This is a genomic window from Streptomyces sp. NPDC032721 (genome assembly GCF_055579625.1).
The window spans coordinates 215,246-232,755 of sequence record NZ_JBVIMX010000008.1; the positions used below are offsets into that span (position 1 = coordinate 215,246).

At 68.1% G+C, this 17,510-nt stretch carries 30 protein-coding genes; 4 read left to right on the forward strand and 26 right to left on the reverse strand.

Annotated elements, in window-relative coordinates; all coding sequences use genetic code 11:
• Positions 1-13: 13 nt before the first annotated feature.
• From ACZ5PB_RS18660 to ACZ5PB_RS18730, 15 genes are all read right to left on the reverse strand, one after another.
• The gene (locus ACZ5PB_RS18660; protein WP_468692405.1) at positions 14-1,567 is read right to left on the reverse strand and encodes a terminase; all 1,554 of its coding nucleotides are present in this window, start codon (positions 1,565-1,567) and stop codon (positions 14-16) included.
• Positions 1,527-1,778: a hypothetical protein gene (locus ACZ5PB_RS18665; RefSeq protein WP_468692407.1), complete on the reverse strand. Its 252-nt coding sequence runs from the start codon at positions 1,776-1,778 to the stop codon at positions 1,527-1,529. The genes ACZ5PB_RS18660 and ACZ5PB_RS18665 overlap by 41 nt, the downstream gene beginning before the upstream one ends.
• A gap of 276 nt (positions 1,779-2,054) precedes the next feature.
• Positions 2,055-2,495, reverse strand: a complete 441-nt coding sequence (locus tag ACZ5PB_RS18670; protein WP_468692409.1) for a P-loop NTPase family protein — start codon at positions 2,493-2,495, stop codon at positions 2,055-2,057.
• A gap of 4 nt (positions 2,496-2,499) precedes the next feature.
• The gene (locus tag ACZ5PB_RS18675) at positions 2,500-2,772 is read right to left on the reverse strand and encodes an HNH endonuclease (RefSeq protein WP_468692411.1); all 273 of its coding nucleotides are present in this window, start codon (positions 2,770-2,772) and stop codon (positions 2,500-2,502) included.
• Positions 2,773-2,788: 16 nt separating this feature from the next.
• The gene (locus ACZ5PB_RS18680) at positions 2,789-3,358 is read right to left on the reverse strand and encodes a DUF4352 domain-containing protein (protein ID WP_468692413.1); all 570 of its coding nucleotides are present in this window, start codon (positions 3,356-3,358) and stop codon (positions 2,789-2,791) included.
• Between the two features lie 955 nt (positions 3,359-4,313).
• Positions 4,314-4,490: a hypothetical protein gene (locus tag ACZ5PB_RS18685; RefSeq protein ID WP_468692414.1), complete on the reverse strand. Its 177-nt coding sequence runs from the start codon at positions 4,488-4,490 to the stop codon at positions 4,314-4,316.
• A 282-nt stretch (positions 4,491-4,772) separates the two neighbouring features.
• Positions 4,773-5,579, reverse strand: coding sequence for a hypothetical protein (locus tag ACZ5PB_RS18690; RefSeq protein WP_468692416.1), 807 nt, complete (start codon positions 5,577-5,579; stop codon positions 4,773-4,775).
• Positions 5,576-6,172 carry a hypothetical protein gene (locus ACZ5PB_RS18695; RefSeq protein WP_468692418.1) on the reverse strand — a complete coding sequence of 199 codons (597 nt, stop codon included), beginning with the start codon at positions 6,170-6,172 and terminating at the stop codon, positions 5,576-5,578. Before ACZ5PB_RS18695 ends, ACZ5PB_RS18690 begins: the two co-directional genes overlap by 4 nt.
• Complete coding sequence (locus ACZ5PB_RS18700; protein WP_468692419.1) at positions 6,169-6,735, reverse strand: hypothetical protein; 567 nt, start codon at positions 6,733-6,735, stop codon at positions 6,169-6,171. Before ACZ5PB_RS18700 ends, ACZ5PB_RS18695 begins: the two co-directional genes overlap by 4 nt.
• Complete coding sequence (locus tag ACZ5PB_RS18705; RefSeq protein ID WP_468692421.1) at positions 6,732-6,872, reverse strand: hypothetical protein; 141 nt, start codon at positions 6,870-6,872, stop codon at positions 6,732-6,734. Before ACZ5PB_RS18705 ends, ACZ5PB_RS18700 begins: the two co-directional genes overlap by 4 nt.
• Entirely contained in the window at positions 6,869-7,069 is a 201-nt protein-coding gene (locus ACZ5PB_RS18710) for a hypothetical protein (RefSeq protein ID WP_468692422.1), read from the reverse strand. Before ACZ5PB_RS18710 ends, ACZ5PB_RS18705 begins: the two co-directional genes overlap by 4 nt.
• 2 nt (positions 7,070-7,071) lie before the next feature.
• Positions 7,072-7,248 (reverse strand): hypothetical protein, encoded by a 177-nt coding sequence (locus tag ACZ5PB_RS18715; protein WP_468692424.1) that lies wholly within the window; start codon positions 7,246-7,248, stop codon positions 7,072-7,074.
• On the reverse strand, positions 7,248-8,279 hold the full coding sequence (locus ACZ5PB_RS18720) for a hypothetical protein (RefSeq protein ID WP_468692426.1): 1,032 nt from the start codon (positions 8,277-8,279) through the stop codon (positions 7,248-7,250). The genes ACZ5PB_RS18715 and ACZ5PB_RS18720 overlap by 1 nt, the downstream gene beginning before the upstream one ends.
• A gap of 60 nt (positions 8,280-8,339) precedes the next feature.
• A complete protein-coding gene (locus tag ACZ5PB_RS18725) occupies positions 8,340-8,627 on the reverse strand; it encodes a hypothetical protein (protein WP_468692427.1) in 288 nt (95 codons plus the stop codon).
• Between the two features lie 91 nt (positions 8,628-8,718).
• Entirely contained in the window at positions 8,719-9,042 is a 324-nt protein-coding gene (locus tag ACZ5PB_RS18730; protein WP_468692428.1) for a hypothetical protein, read from the reverse strand.
• Between the two features lie 175 nt (positions 9,043-9,217).
• Here ACZ5PB_RS18730 and ACZ5PB_RS18735 point away from each other — a divergent pair, with 175 nt between their 5' ends.
• On the forward strand, positions 9,218-9,550 hold the full coding sequence (locus ACZ5PB_RS18735; RefSeq protein WP_468692430.1) for a helix-turn-helix domain-containing protein: 333 nt from the start codon (positions 9,218-9,220) through the stop codon (positions 9,548-9,550).
• A 509-nt stretch (positions 9,551-10,059) separates the two neighbouring features.
• Here the strand turns inward: ACZ5PB_RS18735 and ACZ5PB_RS18740 are convergent.
• Both ACZ5PB_RS18740 and ACZ5PB_RS18745 read right to left on the reverse strand, forming a co-directional pair.
• Complete coding sequence (locus tag ACZ5PB_RS18740; RefSeq protein WP_468692431.1) at positions 10,060-10,575, reverse strand: RICIN domain-containing protein; 516 nt, start codon at positions 10,573-10,575, stop codon at positions 10,060-10,062.
• Positions 10,576-10,649: 74 nt separating this feature from the next.
• Positions 10,650-11,126, reverse strand: coding sequence for an RICIN domain-containing protein (locus ACZ5PB_RS18745; protein ID WP_468692432.1), 477 nt, complete (start codon positions 11,124-11,126; stop codon positions 10,650-10,652).
• Positions 11,127-11,264: 138 nt separating this feature from the next.
• Here ACZ5PB_RS18745 and ACZ5PB_RS18750 point away from each other — a divergent pair, with 138 nt between their 5' ends.
• From ACZ5PB_RS18750 to ACZ5PB_RS18760, 3 genes are all read left to right on the forward strand, one after another.
• Positions 11,265-11,513 (forward strand): hypothetical protein, encoded by a 249-nt coding sequence (locus ACZ5PB_RS18750; RefSeq protein WP_468692434.1) that lies wholly within the window; start codon positions 11,265-11,267, stop codon positions 11,511-11,513.
• A gap of 162 nt (positions 11,514-11,675) precedes the next feature.
• Positions 11,676-12,353, forward strand: a complete 678-nt coding sequence (locus tag ACZ5PB_RS18755) for a hypothetical protein (protein WP_468692435.1) — start codon at positions 11,676-11,678, stop codon at positions 12,351-12,353.
• A gap of 305 nt (positions 12,354-12,658) precedes the next feature.
• Complete coding sequence (locus ACZ5PB_RS18760) at positions 12,659-12,844, forward strand: hypothetical protein (protein WP_468692436.1); 186 nt, start codon at positions 12,659-12,661, stop codon at positions 12,842-12,844.
• Here the strand turns inward: ACZ5PB_RS18760 and ACZ5PB_RS18765 are convergent.
• The 9 genes from ACZ5PB_RS18765 to ACZ5PB_RS18805 all read right to left on the reverse strand — a co-directional run bounded on the left by ACZ5PB_RS18765 (position 12,841) and on the right by ACZ5PB_RS18805 (position 17,486).
• On the reverse strand, positions 12,841-13,119 hold the full coding sequence (locus ACZ5PB_RS18765) for a hypothetical protein (protein ID WP_468692438.1): 279 nt from the start codon (positions 13,117-13,119) through the stop codon (positions 12,841-12,843). The genes ACZ5PB_RS18760 and ACZ5PB_RS18765 overlap by 4 nt on opposite strands.
• Before the next feature lie 69 nt (positions 13,120-13,188).
• Positions 13,189-13,887 (reverse strand): hypothetical protein, encoded by a 699-nt coding sequence (locus ACZ5PB_RS18770; RefSeq protein ID WP_468692440.1) that lies wholly within the window; start codon positions 13,885-13,887, stop codon positions 13,189-13,191.
• 100 nt (positions 13,888-13,987) lie between these two features.
• Positions 13,988-14,224 (reverse strand): hypothetical protein, encoded by a 237-nt coding sequence (locus ACZ5PB_RS18775; protein WP_468692441.1) that lies wholly within the window; start codon positions 14,222-14,224, stop codon positions 13,988-13,990.
• Positions 14,225-14,227: 3 nt separating this feature from the next.
• On the reverse strand, positions 14,228-14,848 hold the full coding sequence (locus tag ACZ5PB_RS18780) for a hypothetical protein (protein ID WP_468692443.1): 621 nt from the start codon (positions 14,846-14,848) through the stop codon (positions 14,228-14,230).
• Positions 14,845-15,258 carry a hypothetical protein gene (locus tag ACZ5PB_RS18785; protein ID WP_468692444.1) on the reverse strand — a complete coding sequence of 138 codons (414 nt, stop codon included), beginning with the start codon at positions 15,256-15,258 and terminating at the stop codon, positions 14,845-14,847. The genes ACZ5PB_RS18780 and ACZ5PB_RS18785 overlap by 4 nt, the downstream gene beginning before the upstream one ends.
• Positions 15,259-15,447: 189 nt before the next feature.
• On the reverse strand, positions 15,448-15,906 hold the full coding sequence (locus ACZ5PB_RS18790) for a hypothetical protein (protein WP_468692446.1): 459 nt from the start codon (positions 15,904-15,906) through the stop codon (positions 15,448-15,450).
• Positions 15,903-16,739 (reverse strand): hypothetical protein, encoded by an 837-nt coding sequence (locus tag ACZ5PB_RS18795; RefSeq protein ID WP_468692448.1) that lies wholly within the window; start codon positions 16,737-16,739, stop codon positions 15,903-15,905. The genes ACZ5PB_RS18790 and ACZ5PB_RS18795 overlap by 4 nt, the downstream gene beginning before the upstream one ends.
• Complete coding sequence (locus ACZ5PB_RS18800; protein WP_468692449.1) at positions 16,736-17,005, reverse strand: hypothetical protein; 270 nt, start codon at positions 17,003-17,005, stop codon at positions 16,736-16,738. Before ACZ5PB_RS18800 ends, ACZ5PB_RS18795 begins: the two co-directional genes overlap by 4 nt.
• A gap of 79 nt (positions 17,006-17,084) precedes the next feature.
• Positions 17,085-17,486 (reverse strand): hypothetical protein, encoded by a 402-nt coding sequence (locus ACZ5PB_RS18805; RefSeq protein WP_468692451.1) that lies wholly within the window; start codon positions 17,484-17,486, stop codon positions 17,085-17,087.
• Between the last annotated feature and the right edge of the window lie 24 nt (positions 17,487-17,510).

The following is a 17,510-nucleotide window of genomic DNA, read 5'->3' on the forward strand; positions in this document are numbered from 1 at the left end:
CATCCGGCGCGAGTTACCCGTACGCGGCCCACGGCGCCACCTCCTCCTCCGGCTCTTCGACCTCAGCCGTCAGCCCCCAGCGGGCCAGCGTCACGCCCACAAGAGGGCTGATGTCCACACCGACGCCACGGCGCGCCCACGCCCACGCCTCACCGAGGTCACGCTTGCGGGCGCCGGCGAGCGCGGTCGCCAACGGGGCCTGATCGAGGTGGACGATGTCGGCAGCGGCGACCGCGTCGAAGAGGCTGCCGCACGCCTGCGCGATCTCGCGGACCTTCGGCTGCACCACCGGCACGCACGGCGCGGACTCCTCGTCGGTGTCGACCTCCGCGTCCTCCGGGGTGAGCGCCTTCTCCAACGGCTTGATCAGCGACCCGGCCGGGCCACCACCGTCGATCACCCAACAGCGCGGCCCCCACCGCTTCGTCAGCTCCACCGCACGGGCGATCACCCAGTCCACGCCGGGCCGGTTGTCGATCACCTCGACGTGGACCACCTCCCCGGACTGCCCGGCCGCGCAGATCGACGCGTGCGAGCGCTCCGGCGTCACATCGATCGCGAAGCTCACCGGGTCGGCCATGGTCGAGTCGCCGTCGGTCAGCGCCCGCCACGCATCCTCACCGATCACCGACCACGTGTCCGCCGAGTCCGACGGGTACTCACCCACACCGAGCCGCTCCCGGGCGAAGATCTCCGGACCCATCGAGGCACGCTCGCGCTCGGTGTGCTCCAGCGTCAGCCGGTAGCCGATCCCGGGGTTCGCGCGGGCCACCGACGCAGGCTCGGCAGGGTCGTCGTGATCGGTGCAGTCCGACCGGCACTCGCGGACGTGCGGGTCGATCGACCACTCCATATACGCCAGCGACGGATCCGGGATACCCGCCTCGATCGCGGCCAGCGCGCGGGCCCGCAGCCGGGCGAGCTGCATGGACAACCGCCCGATGCCCGCGCTCCCCAGGTACCAGACCTGCGGGTCCTTCACAGCCGCCATGGTCGGCATCAGCGCGCCCATCGCGTCGTCGCCGAGGTGCATCGCCTCGTCGAGGAGGTTGCAGTTCCCCGTGAAGCCTCGACCGCTTCCGCCGCTGCGGGCCAGGAACCGGATGCGCTGCCCGTTCAACAGCTCGATGGCCTCCTCACCGGTGGTGCGCCGCACCCGGGAGACCCGCCGCCGCAGTTCGTCGCAGTTCATGATCAGGGACTCCAGGCGGCGGAACGCCTCGATGCACGTCTTGAACTCGTGCGCCGAGTGCAAGATCAACCGCTCGCCGAGGAGGAACAGCCCGGCCAGCGAGCGGGCCTCGATGATCGCGCCCTTCCCGTTCTGGCGGGGCACGTTGATCGCCGTCTCGAACGCCGACCATGACCCGTCGGGCCGCTCGCCGAGTCCCACATGCAAAGCGTGTTGCTGCCACGGGTCGAGGGTCAGCCCGGCGACCGCCGCGAGCTCCACCGCCTCCTGCCCGGACGACGAGACGAACGGCGGGACCGTGATCAGCCGAGGGCGCTGGACACCGAACAGACCGTCAGGCGCCGCGCCGGTTGGCGCGTCGAGCAGTGAGGTCATCGACCGCACCCCCCTTCGCTGCCACTGGGGCGAGTTTCCGCAGGTCAGACATGGTGGCGCGCAGCTCGCGGGCGGCTGCGACGGATACGGCGGTGGGAGGGTCGGCGCCGTCGACGGTCTCGGCGAGCGCGACGGCGAGCGCGGCGAGGCCGGGCGAGGTGGCGCGGACGCCGAGCTGATCAAGCTCGGCGCGGGTCTCGTCGGCGACCATGATCACCCCCAACGGGATTCACTGGAGCAAATCGAAGCAAATGGGGGCAAAGGGGTTGACAGGCGGGGTGATCATGGTCGGCTCAGCGGCTCACGCGCAAAACAGGCCCATAAGGGCTTTTGGGTCGCCCGGCCCTCAGAACCCACGATGACCAACGGCCCCCCTCCCCTTCGGCCGCGATCATGATCGCGAGGAGGTGCGCGCACCCGCGTCGCGACCCGTCGACCCGGCCGTCCATGCCAGTCGCACGAGGAGGGAGTCGCCGGGCCCTGGCGGTCACCAGTCCCGGGAGGCCTGGGTGGTGATGGGGTGTGAGCCGCCCTTGCGGTGCTGGGTGTACCAGCGGGTGGCGACTGCGGTGAGTCCTGGTGAACGCATGTCGCGGACGCGCTGCATCACGACGTCTCGACCGGGATCGACCGTGATGACCTTCGCGTCCCATCGCCGGTACTTGGCCCGCCACTTGGGGGAGGGCATGGTGTGGATGAGGTACACGTCGGTGGTGGTGCGGTGCTTCACGGCCTCGTCGATGGCCGCGTACCGGGCGCGGAGGGCCACCTTGGACACGATCGGGTCATGGTTCCACTGGGGCGCGCCTGGCCCGGTGAGGGCGACGGTGATGCGGTCCAGGTCGATCACGATGTCCGTCGCTCGCGCTCGTGCTGCGATCCACGACGACTTGCCCGCGGCCGGCGGGCCAGTGATGACGTACAGCACAGGGTCACCACCTTCGAGAGGAACGTGCCTGCGCGGTGGCCATGCGGTTGCCCCTGGCTGAGTTGCACCGTCGGTGCGCTGAGCGTGCGTTGGCCGGGTCGAGGAGGCTGCCCCCTCGCGACAGTGGGACGAGGTGGTCGAGGGTGAACGCGTCACGGTGTTTCGGCGGGAGGGTGGGGTCGATGTCGTGGCCGCACAGCCAGCACGGGTACCCGTAGGCGCGTTGTGCGGTGACGAGGCGGCGGTACGGGCGCCCGGTGCGGGGGTTGCCGGCCACAGGCGCCCACCTCCCTCTACTTGGCAGGCACGATCCATTCCATGGGTTCGGCTGCGGCCTGCGGGGCGTACTCGATCCGGGCGGGCCTGGTCTTGCTCTGGACGGGGTAGGGGATCTTCCCGCGCACGCAGCGGCCTTCCTTCACGGCTGTCTCCGTGGTGGGGAACTCCGGCTTGGGGAGGTCGCCGCCATTGAGGCCGGTGGATTCCACGCGTGTGCCGTCCTCGTATGCCAGGGACCAGGGGAGTTGGGTGACTGCGAAGGTGTTCCCCTTGGTGTTGCAGATCTTCACCTCGACGGTGGCCCAGACGTCTCCGCCGAGCTCGGGCGTCGGGGGCTGAGGGCCCTTGGCGGGCTGGGTGTAGGCGAGGACAGTCACGGCCAGGTCGTAGCCACCGACGGAGTCCTTGATGGTCTTGGAGTCGCCAACGACGAGGGGCTTCGGGGTGGGGCTCGGTGTGGGGGTCGTGGTGGGTGTGCTGGTCGCCGGTGCGGGCTTGTTGGTGAGCTCGCCGGGTGATCCGCAGGCTGAGAGGGCGGCGAGCAGTGTGGCGGCCGTGGCGACCTTGATGAATCGGGTGTGCATGTGTCCCCCCGGACGTGTGTGGGTGCAGGGGCATCATGCGACATGTGGAAGCGGTGTGGGGGTGTTGTGTTCGTCCCGTGACATGCGAATGCCCCGCTCGGTGGCGGGGCTTCTGTGTCCGGGCACGCCGGACCTGCGGCCCATGATGGGGTATGACCGACTGGAGGTCAACTACGGGCGTAGTGTCACTCTGGCTCTGCTGCGTTCACGTCATGCGGGTAATACCGTTCGGTGAGGGCTTCTTCTCTAATCCACGCCTCTGCGTATACGTGCTCGATGATTGGCGCTTGCTCTGGGCCCCACGAGGGTGGTCCGTCGGGGCTGGATACCCAGCGCTGAAGGGCCCCACTTCCAAGGCGTCGCCATCGGACGTCGGCAGCGTCAGTGAACTGAATGATTGTGGCTGAGTGAAGCGGCCGACCCTCGCCCACAAGGCTCGCTGGCAATGGCGCCTGACGAATAAGCCCTGGAGTCATATGCCCGGTTGGCGGATCGAAATGAAGCTCTTGGCCGCCATAGTGGGCGGTGAGCTCTCGCAGCGGTTGGTTGCTGCTATTGATCACCCGGAGCGACCAAGGCGACGGCGACGGTTCACCTGGAGGACCGGCTTCATACCGGCCATGGATGACCGCCCGTGGAATGTCTTGGGCTTGCCGAATGAACCCGACGTGAAGGCGCGACGGTTGTATGAGGGCTTGGCGCTCGTCCTCGGCGCGTTCCCGCTCGGCGACTAGACGTTCTCTTCCTTCTAGTAACTGAGCACGGCGGACCTGGTGGAGGTGGGATAGGTAGGCAACTGCCAGCGCAGCCGCCCCAACAAGGCATCCGACAAGGGCAATTACGACCTCTATCACGACCTCAGTGTGGTCGCGCAAGATGGTGGCGTCCATACGTCAGAAGCGTGAGGCCCCGTCGCGTCGGGGGTGGGTCGCGGCGGGGCCTGGTCATCAGCGTGTCAGCTCTCGGCGAGCGGCACGGTCTGATTCGCCTCGTACAGCTCGGCGATCTCGGTGCCGTCCGTGGTCCTGCTGTCGAAGCGTTCTCGGACCTCGGCGACGATCTGGTGGCAGCGGGCGGCGTCACCGGCCTGGCGGGCGGTGATGTAGTCGGTGACGGACTGGTGGGTGCTCATGGTGGTCTCCTTCAATGGGTGTGTACGGGGTAGTGGCCGCCGCAGCGGGCGCAGTACGGAAGCGGGGGCTGTTCGTACGCGCGGAGCATGGTCAACAGGGTGTGGATCATGAGCCACTACATCCGTGGGGGCACGGCCCGTCTTCGTACGGGTTGAAGCCGTGATCACATTTGAGAGGGTCGATCAGGAGCCCGGCTCCCAGCTCGCCGCAAGTAACCGGCGGGCCGTCCAAGCTCTCGTAGTAGCTGAGGTCCTCGAAGCCGTTGTCGTCGTAGTACTTGGTCATGAATGCCTGCTCTCTGCGTTGGGTGAGGCGGTGCGAGGCACCGTGTTGTGGTGGTGCTCGCCGAGGTTTTCGACGGTGATCTGAGCCCCTTCCGCGGTGCGGGTCACGCGGAGCCCCTGGGTGTTGTTGTCGTTGTTGTTGGTCTCTTGACCTGCGTCAACAACACCGTCAGAAGGGGGCGAGGGGGTGGGGTAGTGGGGTGCGATGTCCTCGTGCCGGACGCCCGTGCTGCTGCCGTGCCCCTTCATCCGCACCGGCTCGATGGGGACACCGGAGGCGGTGAGCCGCTCGCGGACGGCGGCCGTGGTGGTGCCGAGCTCTTTCGCGAGAACGGCGATGTGGACGTGGGGGGTGCCGACCTTCTGCGCGGTGGCGATGAGGTCGGCGAAGGTCGGGCGGGGGGACGTCTCTTCCTCGTCGCCCTCAGGCGAGGCGAGTGCGTCCTCGTCGGTGCTCTTGGCCGGCGGCGGGGTGGGTAGGACGCGGGGTCGGTCGTGGGTGCGGTAGGCGGCGATGCACCACACGACGGTGGCGGGCCAGAGGAGCCAGGCGGACCGGTCTGAGTGCTGCGCCAGCGCCCCGAGGAGCCCACCGCCGATCTTGCGCGCGACAAGCGCGAGGACGAGCAGGATCCCGGCGCGAAGGCACCACTCCCACCCGCTGGCCGCGCCGAGCCAGCCACGGATTCCGCCGGCCCACCGACGGACGGTCGTGGCGCTTCGGTGGCCGAGGGACCAGCAGAGGTAGCCGGAGCCGCGTCCGATGCGTTGGCAGGCGGCTCGGAGCCACTGGGCGGTCGTCATACGAGGTTCCCGAGATCGAAGGTGACGATCGAGGAGAGGGCCCACTCGCCGAGCGAGTTCGCCCCGGGGATGACCAGGTCGCTGATGATCGCGAAGAGGCCGGTGCCGAGGGCGAGGAGGACACCGACGAGCACGCCCTTCCTGAAGCGGGACTTGTTGGGCTTCGGGAACTTCTTGCGCATCAGGAACAGCACGATGACGGCCGCAGTGACGATGATCGCGCCGTAGCCGTCGAGCTTGGGTGCGGCGGCCGTCGCGATGGAGGGGGCGGTGGTGCCGGTCATCCAGTTCTGGATGAGCCCTCCGAGCCCGTTGCCGCCCCAGCGCAGAAATCCGGCGAGGTAGCCGAGGATGCCTGCGGGGCAGCCCACCATGAGGGTCCCGGAGGTGATGCCGGTCCAGAAGGGCAGCAGCTCCTTCGGGTCCTTCGCCTTGCCGCCGGGAGCACCTCCGGCCGCTGCTGCTCCACCGCCTCCTCCGCGCCACCAGGTGAGGTGTTCGGCGGCGAACAGCCCGATACCCAGGACGAGTCCGGCGGTGGTGACGGTGGCGCTGGTCATGTCGCCGATACCGACGGCGAGGTTGACGATCACGGGCGTACTCCCGTCAGGACGTAGACGACGGTGAGCGCGGGCAGGGCCACGGCCGTAGCGATGAGCGCGGACCACAGGAGGGTGCGTGTGACGGCGGCCTTCGCCTTGGGGAGCCACAGCTCCTCGGCGGCCCCGGCGGCGGCGACCCGGTAGACCTGGTCGGCGAACACGAGGATGGCGACCGGGATGAGGGCAATCACCCACGCCCCGGCGAGTCCGGCCTCATCGCGGGCGGAGCCGAGGACGTCGGCCCACCAGGTGGTGATCGGCGAACCGATCAGGATGCAGGCCAGGTTGTAGAAGGGGCGGCAGCGCACCCACCAGGCGGGACCGGGCTCCGGCTCGTCGAGAACGACGGGCACGTTGGTGAAGACGTAGTGGTTGTGGAAGTGGATCTCACTGGGAGGCGGCGGTACGGCTGGCGGGGCGGCCGGGGGCGGTACCGGGTCGGGTTCGGCGAGGTGCCACTCCGGCGGTGGAGGCGGTACGGGTGGCTCCGGTGGGACGGGCAGAGGTTCCCCGGCGGGGATGATCCGGGTCGGAGTGATGGGCTCGTCGGTCACCACTGGCTCCCGAAGATCAGGGCGATCAGCAGGGCGATGAGGGCGGCGCTGATCGCGGTGTCGCGCCGCTTCTGTGAGCGGGTGATGAGGGCGAAGATCAGGGCGAGGAGCCCGGCGCCGAGGGCGAGGTAGATCACGTGTGGCTCCACAGGGTGGCCGCGGTGCATGCGGCGGTGAGGGTGGCGGCGGTGCGGTGGTGGCCGCGGCGGATGGCGAGCCCGGCGAGGAGCAGCGTCAGCGCGTCGGTCGCGATGGCGGCTTGTGGGCTGGTGAGGCCGAGGAGGGTGACGGCGTGCCAGGCGTCGGCGAGGTCACGGAGCGAGGTCTCGGGCATGGTCACCAGCCCAGCCAGGAGAGGCCGGCGCAGACGCAGCCGGTGGTGGCGGTCGCGACGGCGACGAAGCGGGCTGCGACGAGGACGTACTGGGGGATCTCGGCGCGGGGGAGGCTGAGGAGGACGCCGAGTGCGCCGAGGATGGCGAGCATCGGGAAGATGATCAGGGCGAGGATCATCAGTTGTAGCCGCCTTCCATCTGCTCCGGATCGGCCTTGGGCTGCGGCTTCGCTTTGGTCGCGAGGTACTTGCGGACGGTGTCCTCACGCACGGGGCGCCCGAGGATGCGGGACGCCTCGGCGGTCGCCTCGACCTCGTCGGTGATGCCTCGGGCGGCGAGGAGCTTCACGGCTTCGAGGACGTTCGTCGGTACGGGTCCGGATCGATCCGGATCGGGGTCCGCACTGGTCACAGGCGGTACGACTGCACCAGGGCGCGCCGGGTCCGGAGCGAGTCCGGACGGGGACGGGCGGTCGATCCGGACGTGTGCGGGCTTGTGGCCGAGGACGAGTGCGACCTGCACGGCGGAGACGTGGACGCCGTACGACGTGAGCTCGGCGGCGAGTTCGGCCGGCGGGGTGCCCGGCTTCGCGGCGTGGGCGAAGTGGATTGCGTCGGCCGGGTCCATGCCGGTGAAGTGCTCGCGCAGTGCGGCGGACGCGCTCCGGGGGCGTTGCGGACGCGGTCCGGATTCGGTCCGGATCGGGTCCGTGCTGGTGGTGACGTGGGCGACTGCCCGCGCCTTGGTGGCGTCCCACGCTTCCTCGCGGGCGAGGAGCCAGCCCCATACCCCGTACCGGGGCAGGGTGACCGGTCGTTCACCGGCGGCCGTGCGGCGGCGGGCCCGGACGGCGGACCACGCGAGTCCGGCGACGAGGAGCAGGGCGATGGTGGGTGCGGCGAAGAGGAGGGTGGCGCCGAGGCCGCCGTCGATGTGGAGCGCGTGGAGGCGGTTGAGGTAGACGGACACCCCGGACAGAGCGAGCGTTGCGAGGTGCGGGCCGAGCGCGGAACGCCCCTCCTTCGCTGCCTCGTTGGCGAGGAAGAGGCAGGCGATTGCGGCGCCGTCGAACACGGCGGCGGTGAGGACGGCCAGCTGCGCGGGGACGCCGTAGATGTCGTGGGCGACGACGTAGAGAGACCAGGCGGTCATGGCGGCGGCTGCGGTGCCGATGACGGCGAGGGCGGCCCACCAGATGAAGCGGTTCACGGTGCAGCTCCGGGGCGAAGGTGGGGCCGGGCCACTGCGGCAGTGGCCCGGCCGGTGGGGTTAGCCGAACGAGCGAATGCGGGCGGCCTCGGACCGTGCCGCGGTGATCGCATCGGCCACGGGGACGTCGGCGATGCCGTTGCCCTGCCAGCCCGTCGCGCACTCGATCAAGGACGACACCTGGTCGAAGAGCGCTGCGCCGGGGGCGTCGTCTCCGGGGTAGGGCGTTTCCGGGTGGCCCCAGACGACGAGGCGTACGGCTGCGTCGGGGTCGAGGTGGGGCATGCGGTCCAGGCCGTCAGCGACCCGGCCGAGGGTGTCGGCGACAGCCGTCCAGTCCGTGGTCACAGGGAGCCTCCGGGGCGGCGGATGGGCAGCTCGGGATGCGGGCGCGCCTCGTCTTCACTGCGATCCGTGGGGGCTTTGCTGTGGTCGGCCATCAGACGCTCACCGCGCCGAGGTGGAGGCGGAGCCGTACGGCGTACTCGGCGCGCGTCCCGGTCAGGGGGACGCTCCGGAGCGCGGTCAGGGCGCGGAGGATGTCGTGGCCGACGGAGACCGCGTTGTAGATGCCGTGGGCGTTCCACACGGCGAGCTGGACGACGACGTGGCGGACCTGATCGGTCATCGGTGCGCCGGGGCTGGTGCGGGCGGTGCGGGCGGCGACGTCGCGGAGGATCGTCCGGATGCGGGCGGTGTTGTCGGCGTGCTGCGCGCGGCGGAGCCCTTCATCGGGCTGGGTGGTCCAAGTACGATCGCTCATGGTCATTCCCCTGGTCTCATCAGGTGCGTGACTGGCCCCGGCCACATGGCGTCGCAAGCGCCGGCCGGGGCCGTTCTGTTGTGGCTGGTGGGCGTAGCTTCCAACCAACTGCTGTGCAGGGTACCCTACACAGTGAGGTCGGGGAAGGCCGCGCTCCCGAATGAGCGGAGTGGGCGTGACGGACGAGGAGGTGCGGAAGGTGCTCGATTCAATCGATGCGCTAGGCACGGACGGGGATGCGGCGGGCAGGGCTCGGCGGCTTACCCAGCTGCTTGACGGCTGGCCCGACACGCACGCTCGCGTGCGTGGAATGCGGCAGCAGGCGGTCAAGGAGTTGCACGGCAGCGGCATGTCGTATCGCAAGATCGGCGAACTGCTCGGCATCTCATTCGGACGCGTACGCCAGATCATCGACGGCGCCACCGACGGACCCGCGAAGCGGAAGTCGAAGGAGACCGATGCAGGAATCGACGCAGGGCCCGATGATTCACCCGGGCGCACAGCGTAAGGGAACGGACGAGACGGCCGTGTACTGGCTGTACGACGGCAGTGAACGGCTCTTGTACGTCGGAATGGGGCGTAACCCGATGAGTCGCTGGGCGTCGCACGCGGACCAGCATGCCTGGTGGTCGTGCGTTGCGTCGTTCAAGGTGGTCTGGTTCGACAGCCGACGGGAGGCGGCAGTAGAAGAGCGTCGCGCGCTGCGAAGTGAAGCGCCTGCTCACAATATCCACAGCACCGAACGCCACGGCCTAGTCACAGGGGCTGGGGTTCGGGCGGCACTGGGAGGGCGACGTAACTTCTTCGAGCCGTTGCCGTCGCCGGTCGAGCCAGAGGCGTAGCACGCGGACGGAGCCTGCGACGTTGGCCGTGCTGGGATTGAATTTCAGAGAGTTGGCTGCACTTTTCTCGAACTGGTTTGATTAGAGTTCCCGTAGGCGTACACCAAAAGAGCCCCGCCTGATATTTAGGCGGGGCTCTTTTGGTGTACCTAGTTATGCGCGGAACGCCATGGGGTCAGAACATGTAGCGAAAATTTTGAGCGTATTCACCTTTGCATTGCCACAATGTTACGACGGTCCCACTTCTGAGAGAGTTTCCTTTTCCGGTGAAGCATTGATCAGAATTGTGCACCGCGATACCATGTGCGTATTCGTCGAAAAATTGCGCTCTTGAGTTTCCGTATGGGGCACAGTCCCACAGTGTTAGTGTGGCGCCATTTTCAATCCTTCCCCCGGAGGGGGTAATGCACTTCTGGGAATCGTAATGCACGAGCATGCCTTGATTGCTAAAGAACTGTTGACTTGAGTTTCCAGTGCACTCCCATACGGTGAGGACAGTGCCGTTCGCGGATGAATTTCCCTTAGGTGTCAGGCAAGCGTAATTTCCGCTGCCAGCAGCAATTATGCCCGGATCTACCGCCGAGGCGGGCGCTGTGTTTAGGGCGAATGCGGCCAAAATCATGGCAGCCAGCGTGAATGCTTTTCGCACCTTAGTTCTCCATTCGATAGGACCTGGGGGGAGTGTGGCCATACTCTGATTGAGTCTGCGTTGCAAACAACCCCTCGAATTCGCCGGTGGGGCGGGGGCGTCTTCTGGAATATTCGTTAATCAATGGTCCAATTGTGCGTGTAGAAACCCTGTGAATTTGCGCCAGCAGTGCAGGTCCACAGGGTCGCGTAAACTCCACTGTTGATTGAGTTTCCCTTAGCGGTAATACACTTATCTGTATTGAGGCGACGTATGCTGTAGCCCCCCACAGAATTGAACTGCTGGGAGCTTGCTTCTTCGTTGCATTCCCAAAGTGTAAGTACGGTGCCGTTTGCGAGGCTGTTGCCGTAGGGGGTAATGCACTGATTCGCGCTGCCCTTGAGGACTATCCTGTAGTTTGAGGACACCCACTCAGTCTTGGAGTTGTAGCATGGCCACAAGGTGATGATGGTGCCATTCGCCTGACTTCCTCCCTTGGGGGTCAGGCAGTAGCCTTGAGTGGCGATAATCCCAGACCCGGAGGCGCTGGCCGGGCCAGCGGTCAACCCTATCGAGGCAAGACACAAAGCTGCGACCATCAGTATTTTGCGCACGCGAAACTCCATTTGTAGTATCTGGCGGTTGAGGCGGTTGAGTGTATCCCGACGGATTCTGCTGTTTCCATGGAATTGGCATCTTGGTCGATTTGTCGTCCGGATGCGCTTTAGCCGTTCCGGGGTAACGGTGGGGGTATGTCCGGATCGCCGATCATCGTGCACGCACCGAAGGGCGAGGGCGGCCGGCGGGTCACCGCGGACAGCCAGATCCTGGGTATGGCGTACAGCGACGGCGACCTCGCGGAGTTGCTCCGCCTGGCCGGGGTTGAGGATGCCGAGGACTTGGTGGCCAGCGGCACGGCGTTGATCGAGTGGCGGGGAGCCGCAGCGCACGACTACGGGTGGGGCGTCGGCGAGCGCGGGTCTAGGCCGCCGCCGTCGTAGATGCGTGGCGCTAGGGCGGTCGTCATGGGCGGTTGCGGGGGAGTTGGCGACTGTTGATGTTCTAGGTCGGGTAGGGGGAAGACGCCTGCGCGGGGCGGCGAGTAGTGAAGGGTTCGCGTGGCATGCCAAGGGGGAGACGTGAATAGGCAGTTTCGTCGGTCAGTGGCAGTGGGCATAGCCCTTACCCCGGTAATTTCTGGGGCGGTCGTCAATATTGCTACGAGCCTCTTTGAGTTCCCGGACGGGACGGAGGCTTACGTTCTTTCGGGAGCAGTATTGATCATCGGGTGGGTAGTCGCGCTCGACTCCCGAAGGAGTCAGCGGGCTGCGCAAGTGGAGATGCGGGAGCGAGAAGAACGAGAGCGAGGGGAAGAAGAAAGGAAGCGGCGGGAACAGGAGATGAAGGCCCTCATGATCCCCATCCGGGTCCCGAAGCTCAAGATGCTGGGGGGGTTCAAATACTGGTACGGCCACAAAGCGTTAGAGTCGCCACACTATAAAGCCGTAGATGGTGCAGTCCGTGAATTGCAGGCCGAAATGGACGCTGCTGTAGCCCAGTACGGAGTAGAGAATCGATTTGGTTCCCCGTCATACGTGACGAGTGGTAAGCGAATCGCTCAGATCTCTGGTGACGGGCGGTGGTTAATGGTCAGCAAAAATGCGGATCGCCTAATAGACGATGGGTGCATGATTCACGGGACTGACGGGTTCGGGTCCTTCGGTGAGCACCTGACGTCCCCACCGAAGGCCCCCACTGAGGAAACAGCCCTGGCCTTTGTGGCGGGAGCAGCGATCGTGGTGCGGCAGATCAAAGCCCTGCGTGACTCTTCTAACGGCTGACGTCCCCCTACCGTGTGGGACGCCGCCGAGCTGCGTCCCCTGGCCTCCGATTAGGAGGCGTGCGCCGTGGTGATGGTCTGGTCGAGCTGGACGAGGAGTAGAACCCGGCGAAGGTTGAGCTGAAGTCGTGGATCATCCGACGCTTCCCGGCCTAGGCGGCGATCACGCCCCGCTCGGACCAGATCGCCCCGCACCCGGTGCAACGTGCCACCGGGGTAGCCCCGGCCCCGCCGTACACCTCGATGGCCCCGCCGCACACGCAGGGGTGGGCGTGACCGGCCGGACCGCCGAGGCGTTGGCGGGGCATGAACGACATGACGACCGCTCACGCTCTTCTCACTCCCGAATCCGGCGACGCCGAGCTGCGTCTTCCGCTGCTCTCCGAGCCGGAGGCGCGGGCCGTGCTGCTGCTCCTCGCCGAGCTGGACGAGGGGCAGCATCCGGCGGCGGCCGAGCTGCGGTCGAGGATTGCCCGCCGTCTGCCGTCCTAGGGGGCCGTGACCCGTACGGTCGTGTGGAGGTGCGGATGCCCGTCGTCCTCGCGGCCGTAGTGCGTGGAGACCGAGACCACCGTCACCTTCTGCCAGTGCACGAGGATCACGTCTCCCTCAGCGGGGATCGGCAGCACGCCGGGCACGTCCAGGCTCATCAGCTCGCATTCGTCCGGCCCCTGGAACATCATCGAGTGGATGGGCGCGGCCGTCGCTTCCGGCCCGGTCCAAGTGCGCTGCTCTTCGGCGATGATCGCGTCGTAGACGTCCGTCATCCTGGTCTCCCCTGGCGGTGGTCGGTGTGCTTACCCTGCCGGGTTTCGTGGACTGGGGGTAGGGCGCACTCACGCCGCTGCGCTCCCGCTGTCTGTCCACTGTGACCGGCAGCCCGAGCAGGACGCGCGGGCGCCCCGCATGGTCACCTGGCCACCGCATCGGGGGCACGGGATGACGAGGGTGAGCCCTGCGTGAACACCTCGGTCGAGGGCCTGCTCTGCCTGCCATAGGCAGGTGCGTACGTAGCCGCGGAGGATCTCGTGGTCTGCCTCGTCGAGGAGCCGGAACGGGCCGGGGGACCCGGTCGCGCGCGCGGTGAGCCAGGCGAGGGCGGTCTCTGCAGTGAGCAGCGGGGAACGGGATCCGATCGGCCAGCGCCGCGGGTCGGCTGCGTCACGTTCTGCCTCGGCGCGCCGGCGGGCGGCCTTGCCCGGGGGGAGGGCGAGGCCGTGGGGTGCGGCGACCATCGGCGAGAGCTGGATGCGGGAGGCGGTGACGTCGGCGGCCTCGCACAGTACGGCGGTGATCTCCTGCATGGCGGCGAACACCGCAAGGTCGATCGGGGTGGGCCGCTGCCCGATCTGTGCCGGGTTCCGTTCCAGGCTGCGGAGCGGAACGCCGTCGAGGTCGTCGGGGTCGCGGGTGTCGGCGAGGTGGTGGCGGATGCCGACGCCGTACCAGGCGCGGCTGGTGCCGGGGGTGAGGCTGTCGGTGAGGTCGTTCCAGCGGAGGGTGAGGAGGTGGAGGGCGGCGCGGGTGGTGGTCATCGTGCGCTCCAGGAGGCGTGCCGGGCGTAGGCTGACGATCACCGTTGGGGCGTGCCTGGTCTGGGGAGACAAGAGGCGCGCCCCTGCTGTGTGTTCGGGGTCAGTGGCTGGTGATCCACCGCCGCACGGGCGGGCGATCCCCTGCATCCCGTGCGTAGCGGAAGACGTCGTCGATCTGGTCGCCCTCGGGGTGTCGGCCCTCGTCTTCAAGGAGGGCGGCGAGCACCCCGAGGGCGTCGAGGGTGCTCTCGGTGATCTCGCCAGTGGCGTAGAGGCGGCTGATGGGGCCGCCGTCGCGGTGGGGGCGGAGGATCTCGCGTACTCGGGCGTCCTGCATGGGTCAGTCCTCCGTGGTGGTGTCGTCGGCCGTGCAGGTGGTGCAGCGCGTTCCCCAGGTGCAGCGGCACACGTCAGGGTCGGGATCGACTTGGTACTTCCGGGAGTTGGTCCCTTCGGTCCCTGCCGGGGTGGGCTCGGCGAGGGCGGTGAGCGTGTTGCAGGGCCATCCGATGAGGGCGTTGCCGTACTCGTCGTGCGAGCAGCACTCGACGCAGACCTGTTCGCCGTAGGTCGTGGTGACGTAGTGGAGTGCGCGGATGCGGGCGACGGCGGCCTCGGCCTGCTCGGCGCGGAGCCGTACGTCCTCGACGTCCTCGATCACTCCGCGCGCAGGTCCGTCGCCGGTGTGGCCGATGGCGGCGGCGTGCATGGCGGCGATGGTCTGGCAGGCGTCGGAGTGCTGGGACTCGGCGCGGTCGGCGCGCTGCTCTGCGGCGTACGAGCGGTCGCGCTCGTCGGCGGCCAACTGTGCTGCGGCAAGGAGACGCAGTCCGCCTCGTGTCGCCCGAGCGGCGAACTGCGCGATGCCGGCTCGGAGCTGCTCGGCTTCGTCGGGGAGAAGTCGTCCGTCGGCGGCGCGGTCGATGAGGTGGAGCAGCTGCTCGGTGGTGGGCTCGGTCATGCTGCTCGGTCCTTCCGGGCTCGGGCGGGGCATTGGGGGTCGTGGGTGGTACCGACGGACGTCCACCAGAGTTCGCAGCAGACGGTGTTGAGGTTGCGCATGAGGGTGTCGATGCCGCAGGTCCCGGAGTGGACGGTGCGGGAGGCAGCCCACATGGCGCAGCACGGGTCGTACGGGGCGTGGTTGGTGTCTTGGGGTCGGGTGGCGCATTCCAGGGCCGCAGAGAGGCGTCTGACGTTGCGTCGGTGGTGCCAGGCGTTGCGGGCGGCTGCATCGGCGAGGAGCAGCGCCACGAACGTTGTGAACCCGGTGTGCCACCACAGGCCGTGGCGGATGAACACGACGGATGAGGTGGCCGCGCCGGCGGTGAGCACGCCGAGGAGGAGCTGCGTACGGGCGTAGCGGGTCATCAGCGGCGTTCCTTCCAGATCAGGTACAGGGCGAGTGCTGCGCCGGCGGCCCAGATCGCGAGGGCTCCGATGGCGGCCCAGATCAAGGCGGTGAGGGCGGTGTTCATCGGCGCCTCCAGGGCGGGTACATGAAGTGGCCGCAGAGCATGGCGGCCACGAGCCAGATCTCGGCGCCGATCAGCAGCGCGGTCACGAGGCGTCCCCCTCGGCAGCCTCGGCGAGGTCCTTCTCCGCGCGCGCTAGCCACTGGCGGTAGTCGCGGACGACCTCCTCACGCGGGTACCGCTCCTCCCACTCGATCAACGGGCCGCCCTCGGCAAGGGCGTTCAGCCGCTCTCGGTAGCGGTCGCGCTGCTCCTCCCACTTGGCGACGTTGCCTTCGACCTGAGTCGGCTGAGGGCTGGCGGGCAGGGCGTCGACGACGACGAGGCGGTCTGCGGCGACGTGGACGCGCTGTTCGGTGCCGCTGCTGTAGGAGCGTCGGACGATGCGCACCCAGACGCGACCTGATGGGGTCACGGAGAGGCGGCCGCCCTTCTCCTCGGTCATGCCTTCGGCCAGGGCGACGGACCGGCCGACGCTGAACCCGTAGACGACGGTGGAGCCGGGCTTGATGGGGATGCCTCGGGCGTCAGTGGTCTCGGTCACGAGGTGCTCCCCTCGATCTCGTCGGCCAGGCGGCGCAGTTCGTCTGCGGCTGCGTTCACGTCACCCATGTGGTCATCGGTGTGGTGACGCAGCCGGTCGGAGTCGTCGAGGTGGTCGGCGGCTGCGCGGAGCACGGTGGCCTGGTTGACGGTTGCGGGGAGCACGGCCAGCACCGCGTCGGCCTGGCGCATGAACTCCTGATAGGCGGGGCTCTGCGTCTTGTCGTACCCCTCCGCCCACTTCCATTCGTCCGCGTCGGCCAAGGCGTCGGCGATGCGGTCGCGGAGGTCGGCCCGGTCGGCAGCGGGCGCCGGCGGTGCGGCTGCGCGGCGGAGCAGTTCGTCGAGCGCGCCCGCGGTGCCCGGGTAGCCCTTCGCGATGACGAAGTTCCGGAGCTGCTCGGTCGGCATCTGGACCTCGCAGGTGATCCCGCAGTGCGTGTGATCACCGGCGGTGTGGTCGCGTTCGGTCTCCTCTCGGTCCGCGCGCTCCTCGTCGGTCTCGGCCGGGGTTTCCTCGGTGGACAGGCCCGTGCCGTTGTCGTCGGGCCTGGGGCAGGCGTGGACGATGGCGGGCGGTGTCTTCGCCGACGCCTCCTCGTCGGTCCACACGACGGTGGTGTCCGGGCCGCCGCCGTGGGAGTGGACCCATTCGGCGTCGGTCATGCCTTCGCCGATGCGGTACCAGAACGCGATGCTGGGGCGGTCGCTGAGCCAGATCACAGATGCGGTGCCGTCGCGCCAGCGGATGCCGTCGGCGACGAAGCCGGTGCCGGAGACGTCGGTGACGTCGCGGTGGCGGAGAAGGCGGAAGCGGCGGGGCTGCTCGGTCATGACTGGACCTCCATCGAGCCGGTGCACTTCCGGTGTGCGAGGTAACGGCTGTACGGCTCCTCGCACTTGAAGCAGCCGGGGCCTTCGAGGGTGAGGAGGCTCTCGTGGTCGAGGAGTCCGGTGTCCGGGGTCTCGCCGCGGTTGAGGGCGCGGATCATGGCGTCGCTCGCCTTGTGCGCGGTGGTGATGATCCAGAGGTGTTCGCCTCGGCCGGGGTCGGTGAGACGGGCGCCGATCTTGGGGGCGGGTACGGGGACTTGGGTCACTGCTGCTCCTCGGATATGCGGTGAGGTGGGGCCGCCGTGGTGGCCGGCCCCACAGGGCGGGCGGGTTAGGAGTGTCGGATCACAGCGCTTCGGCGATGGACTGTGCGAGGCCGGTTACAAGGGCGTTCTTCATCTCGTCAGGCATGTTTCGCTCGAAAGCGAAATGGACGCGGACGATCGGCCGGTTGTCGCCGTCGAGGGTGAGCTGGTGTTCGTCGGACGGGACAAGGTCATCGGCGCCGAGGTTCACGGCCCACTCGGACACGTCGGCCGCATCGGTGATGAGGTCGCCGATGGAGCGCTGCGCCGCGTTGAAGTCCTCGCGGTCGAGCTGGCCCCAGGTGCCGTCTTCGGTGCTCTCGATCGGGCTGCCTTCCATGCGCTCGCCGATGCACATGAACTCGGGATCCTCGGCGAGCGTGGCGAGCTGCTTGGCGGCCTCGGTGCGGAGGTCCTCGTCGGTGTACGGGTGGTCGGGCATGTGGATCTCCTTCTCGTGGCGCGC

Bases quoted from the DNA above. Each gene is read 5' to 3' on its own strand.
- ACZ5PB_RS18660 (WP_468692405.1), bottom strand. From the start codon at position 1,567: ATGACCTCACTGCTCGACGCGCCAACCGGCGCGGCGCCTGACGGTCTG.
- ACZ5PB_RS18665 (WP_468692407.1), bottom strand. From the start codon at position 1,778: ATGGTCGCCGACGAGACCCGCGCCGAGCTTGATCAGCTCGGCGTCCGC.
- ACZ5PB_RS18680 (WP_468692413.1), bottom strand. From the start codon at position 3,358: ATGCACACCCGATTCATCAAGGTCGCCACGGCCGCCACACTGCTCGCC.
- ACZ5PB_RS18685 (WP_468692414.1), bottom strand. From the start codon at position 4,490: ATGAGCACCCACCAGTCCGTCACCGACTACATCACCGCCCGCCAGGCC.
- ACZ5PB_RS18690 (WP_468692416.1), bottom strand. From the start codon at position 5,579: ATGACGACCGCCCAGTGGCTCCGAGCCGCCTGCCAACGCATCGGACGC.
- ACZ5PB_RS18710 (WP_468692422.1), bottom strand. From the start codon at position 7,069: ATGCCCGAGACCTCGCTCCGTGACCTCGCCGACGCCTGGCACGCCGTC.
- ACZ5PB_RS18715 (WP_468692424.1), bottom strand. From the start codon at position 7,248: ATGATCCTCGCCCTGATCATCTTCCCGATGCTCGCCATCCTCGGCGCA.
- ACZ5PB_RS18730 (WP_468692428.1), bottom strand. From the start codon at position 9,042: ATGAGCGATCGTACTTGGACCACCCAGCCCGATGAAGGGCTCCGCCGC.
- ACZ5PB_RS18740 (WP_468692431.1), bottom strand. From the start codon at position 10,575: ATGGCCACACTCCCCCCAGGTCCTATCGAATGGAGAACTAAGGTGCGA.
- ACZ5PB_RS18750 (WP_468692434.1), top strand. From the start codon at position 11,265: ATGTCCGGATCGCCGATCATCGTGCACGCACCGAAGGGCGAGGGCGGC.
- ACZ5PB_RS18760 (WP_468692436.1), top strand. From the start codon at position 12,659: ATGAACGACATGACGACCGCTCACGCTCTTCTCACTCCCGAATCCGGC.
- ACZ5PB_RS18765 (WP_468692438.1), bottom strand. From the start codon at position 13,119: ATGACGGACGTCTACGACGCGATCATCGCCGAAGAGCAGCGCACTTGG.
- ACZ5PB_RS18770 (WP_468692440.1), bottom strand. From the start codon at position 13,887: ATGACCACCACCCGCGCCGCCCTCCACCTCCTCACCCTCCGCTGGAAC.
- ACZ5PB_RS18775 (WP_468692441.1), bottom strand. From the start codon at position 14,224: ATGCAGGACGCCCGAGTACGCGAGATCCTCCGCCCCCACCGCGACGGC.
- ACZ5PB_RS18780 (WP_468692443.1), bottom strand. From the start codon at position 14,848: ATGACCGAGCCCACCACCGAGCAGCTGCTCCACCTCATCGACCGCGCC.
- ACZ5PB_RS18785 (WP_468692444.1), bottom strand. From the start codon at position 15,258: ATGACCCGCTACGCCCGTACGCAGCTCCTCCTCGGCGTGCTCACCGCC.
- ACZ5PB_RS18795 (WP_468692448.1), bottom strand. From the start codon at position 16,739: ATGACCGAGCAGCCCCGCCGCTTCCGCCTTCTCCGCCACCGCGACGTC.
- ACZ5PB_RS18805 (WP_468692451.1), bottom strand. From the start codon at position 17,486: ATGCCCGACCACCCGTACACCGACGAGGACCTCCGCACCGAGGCCGCC.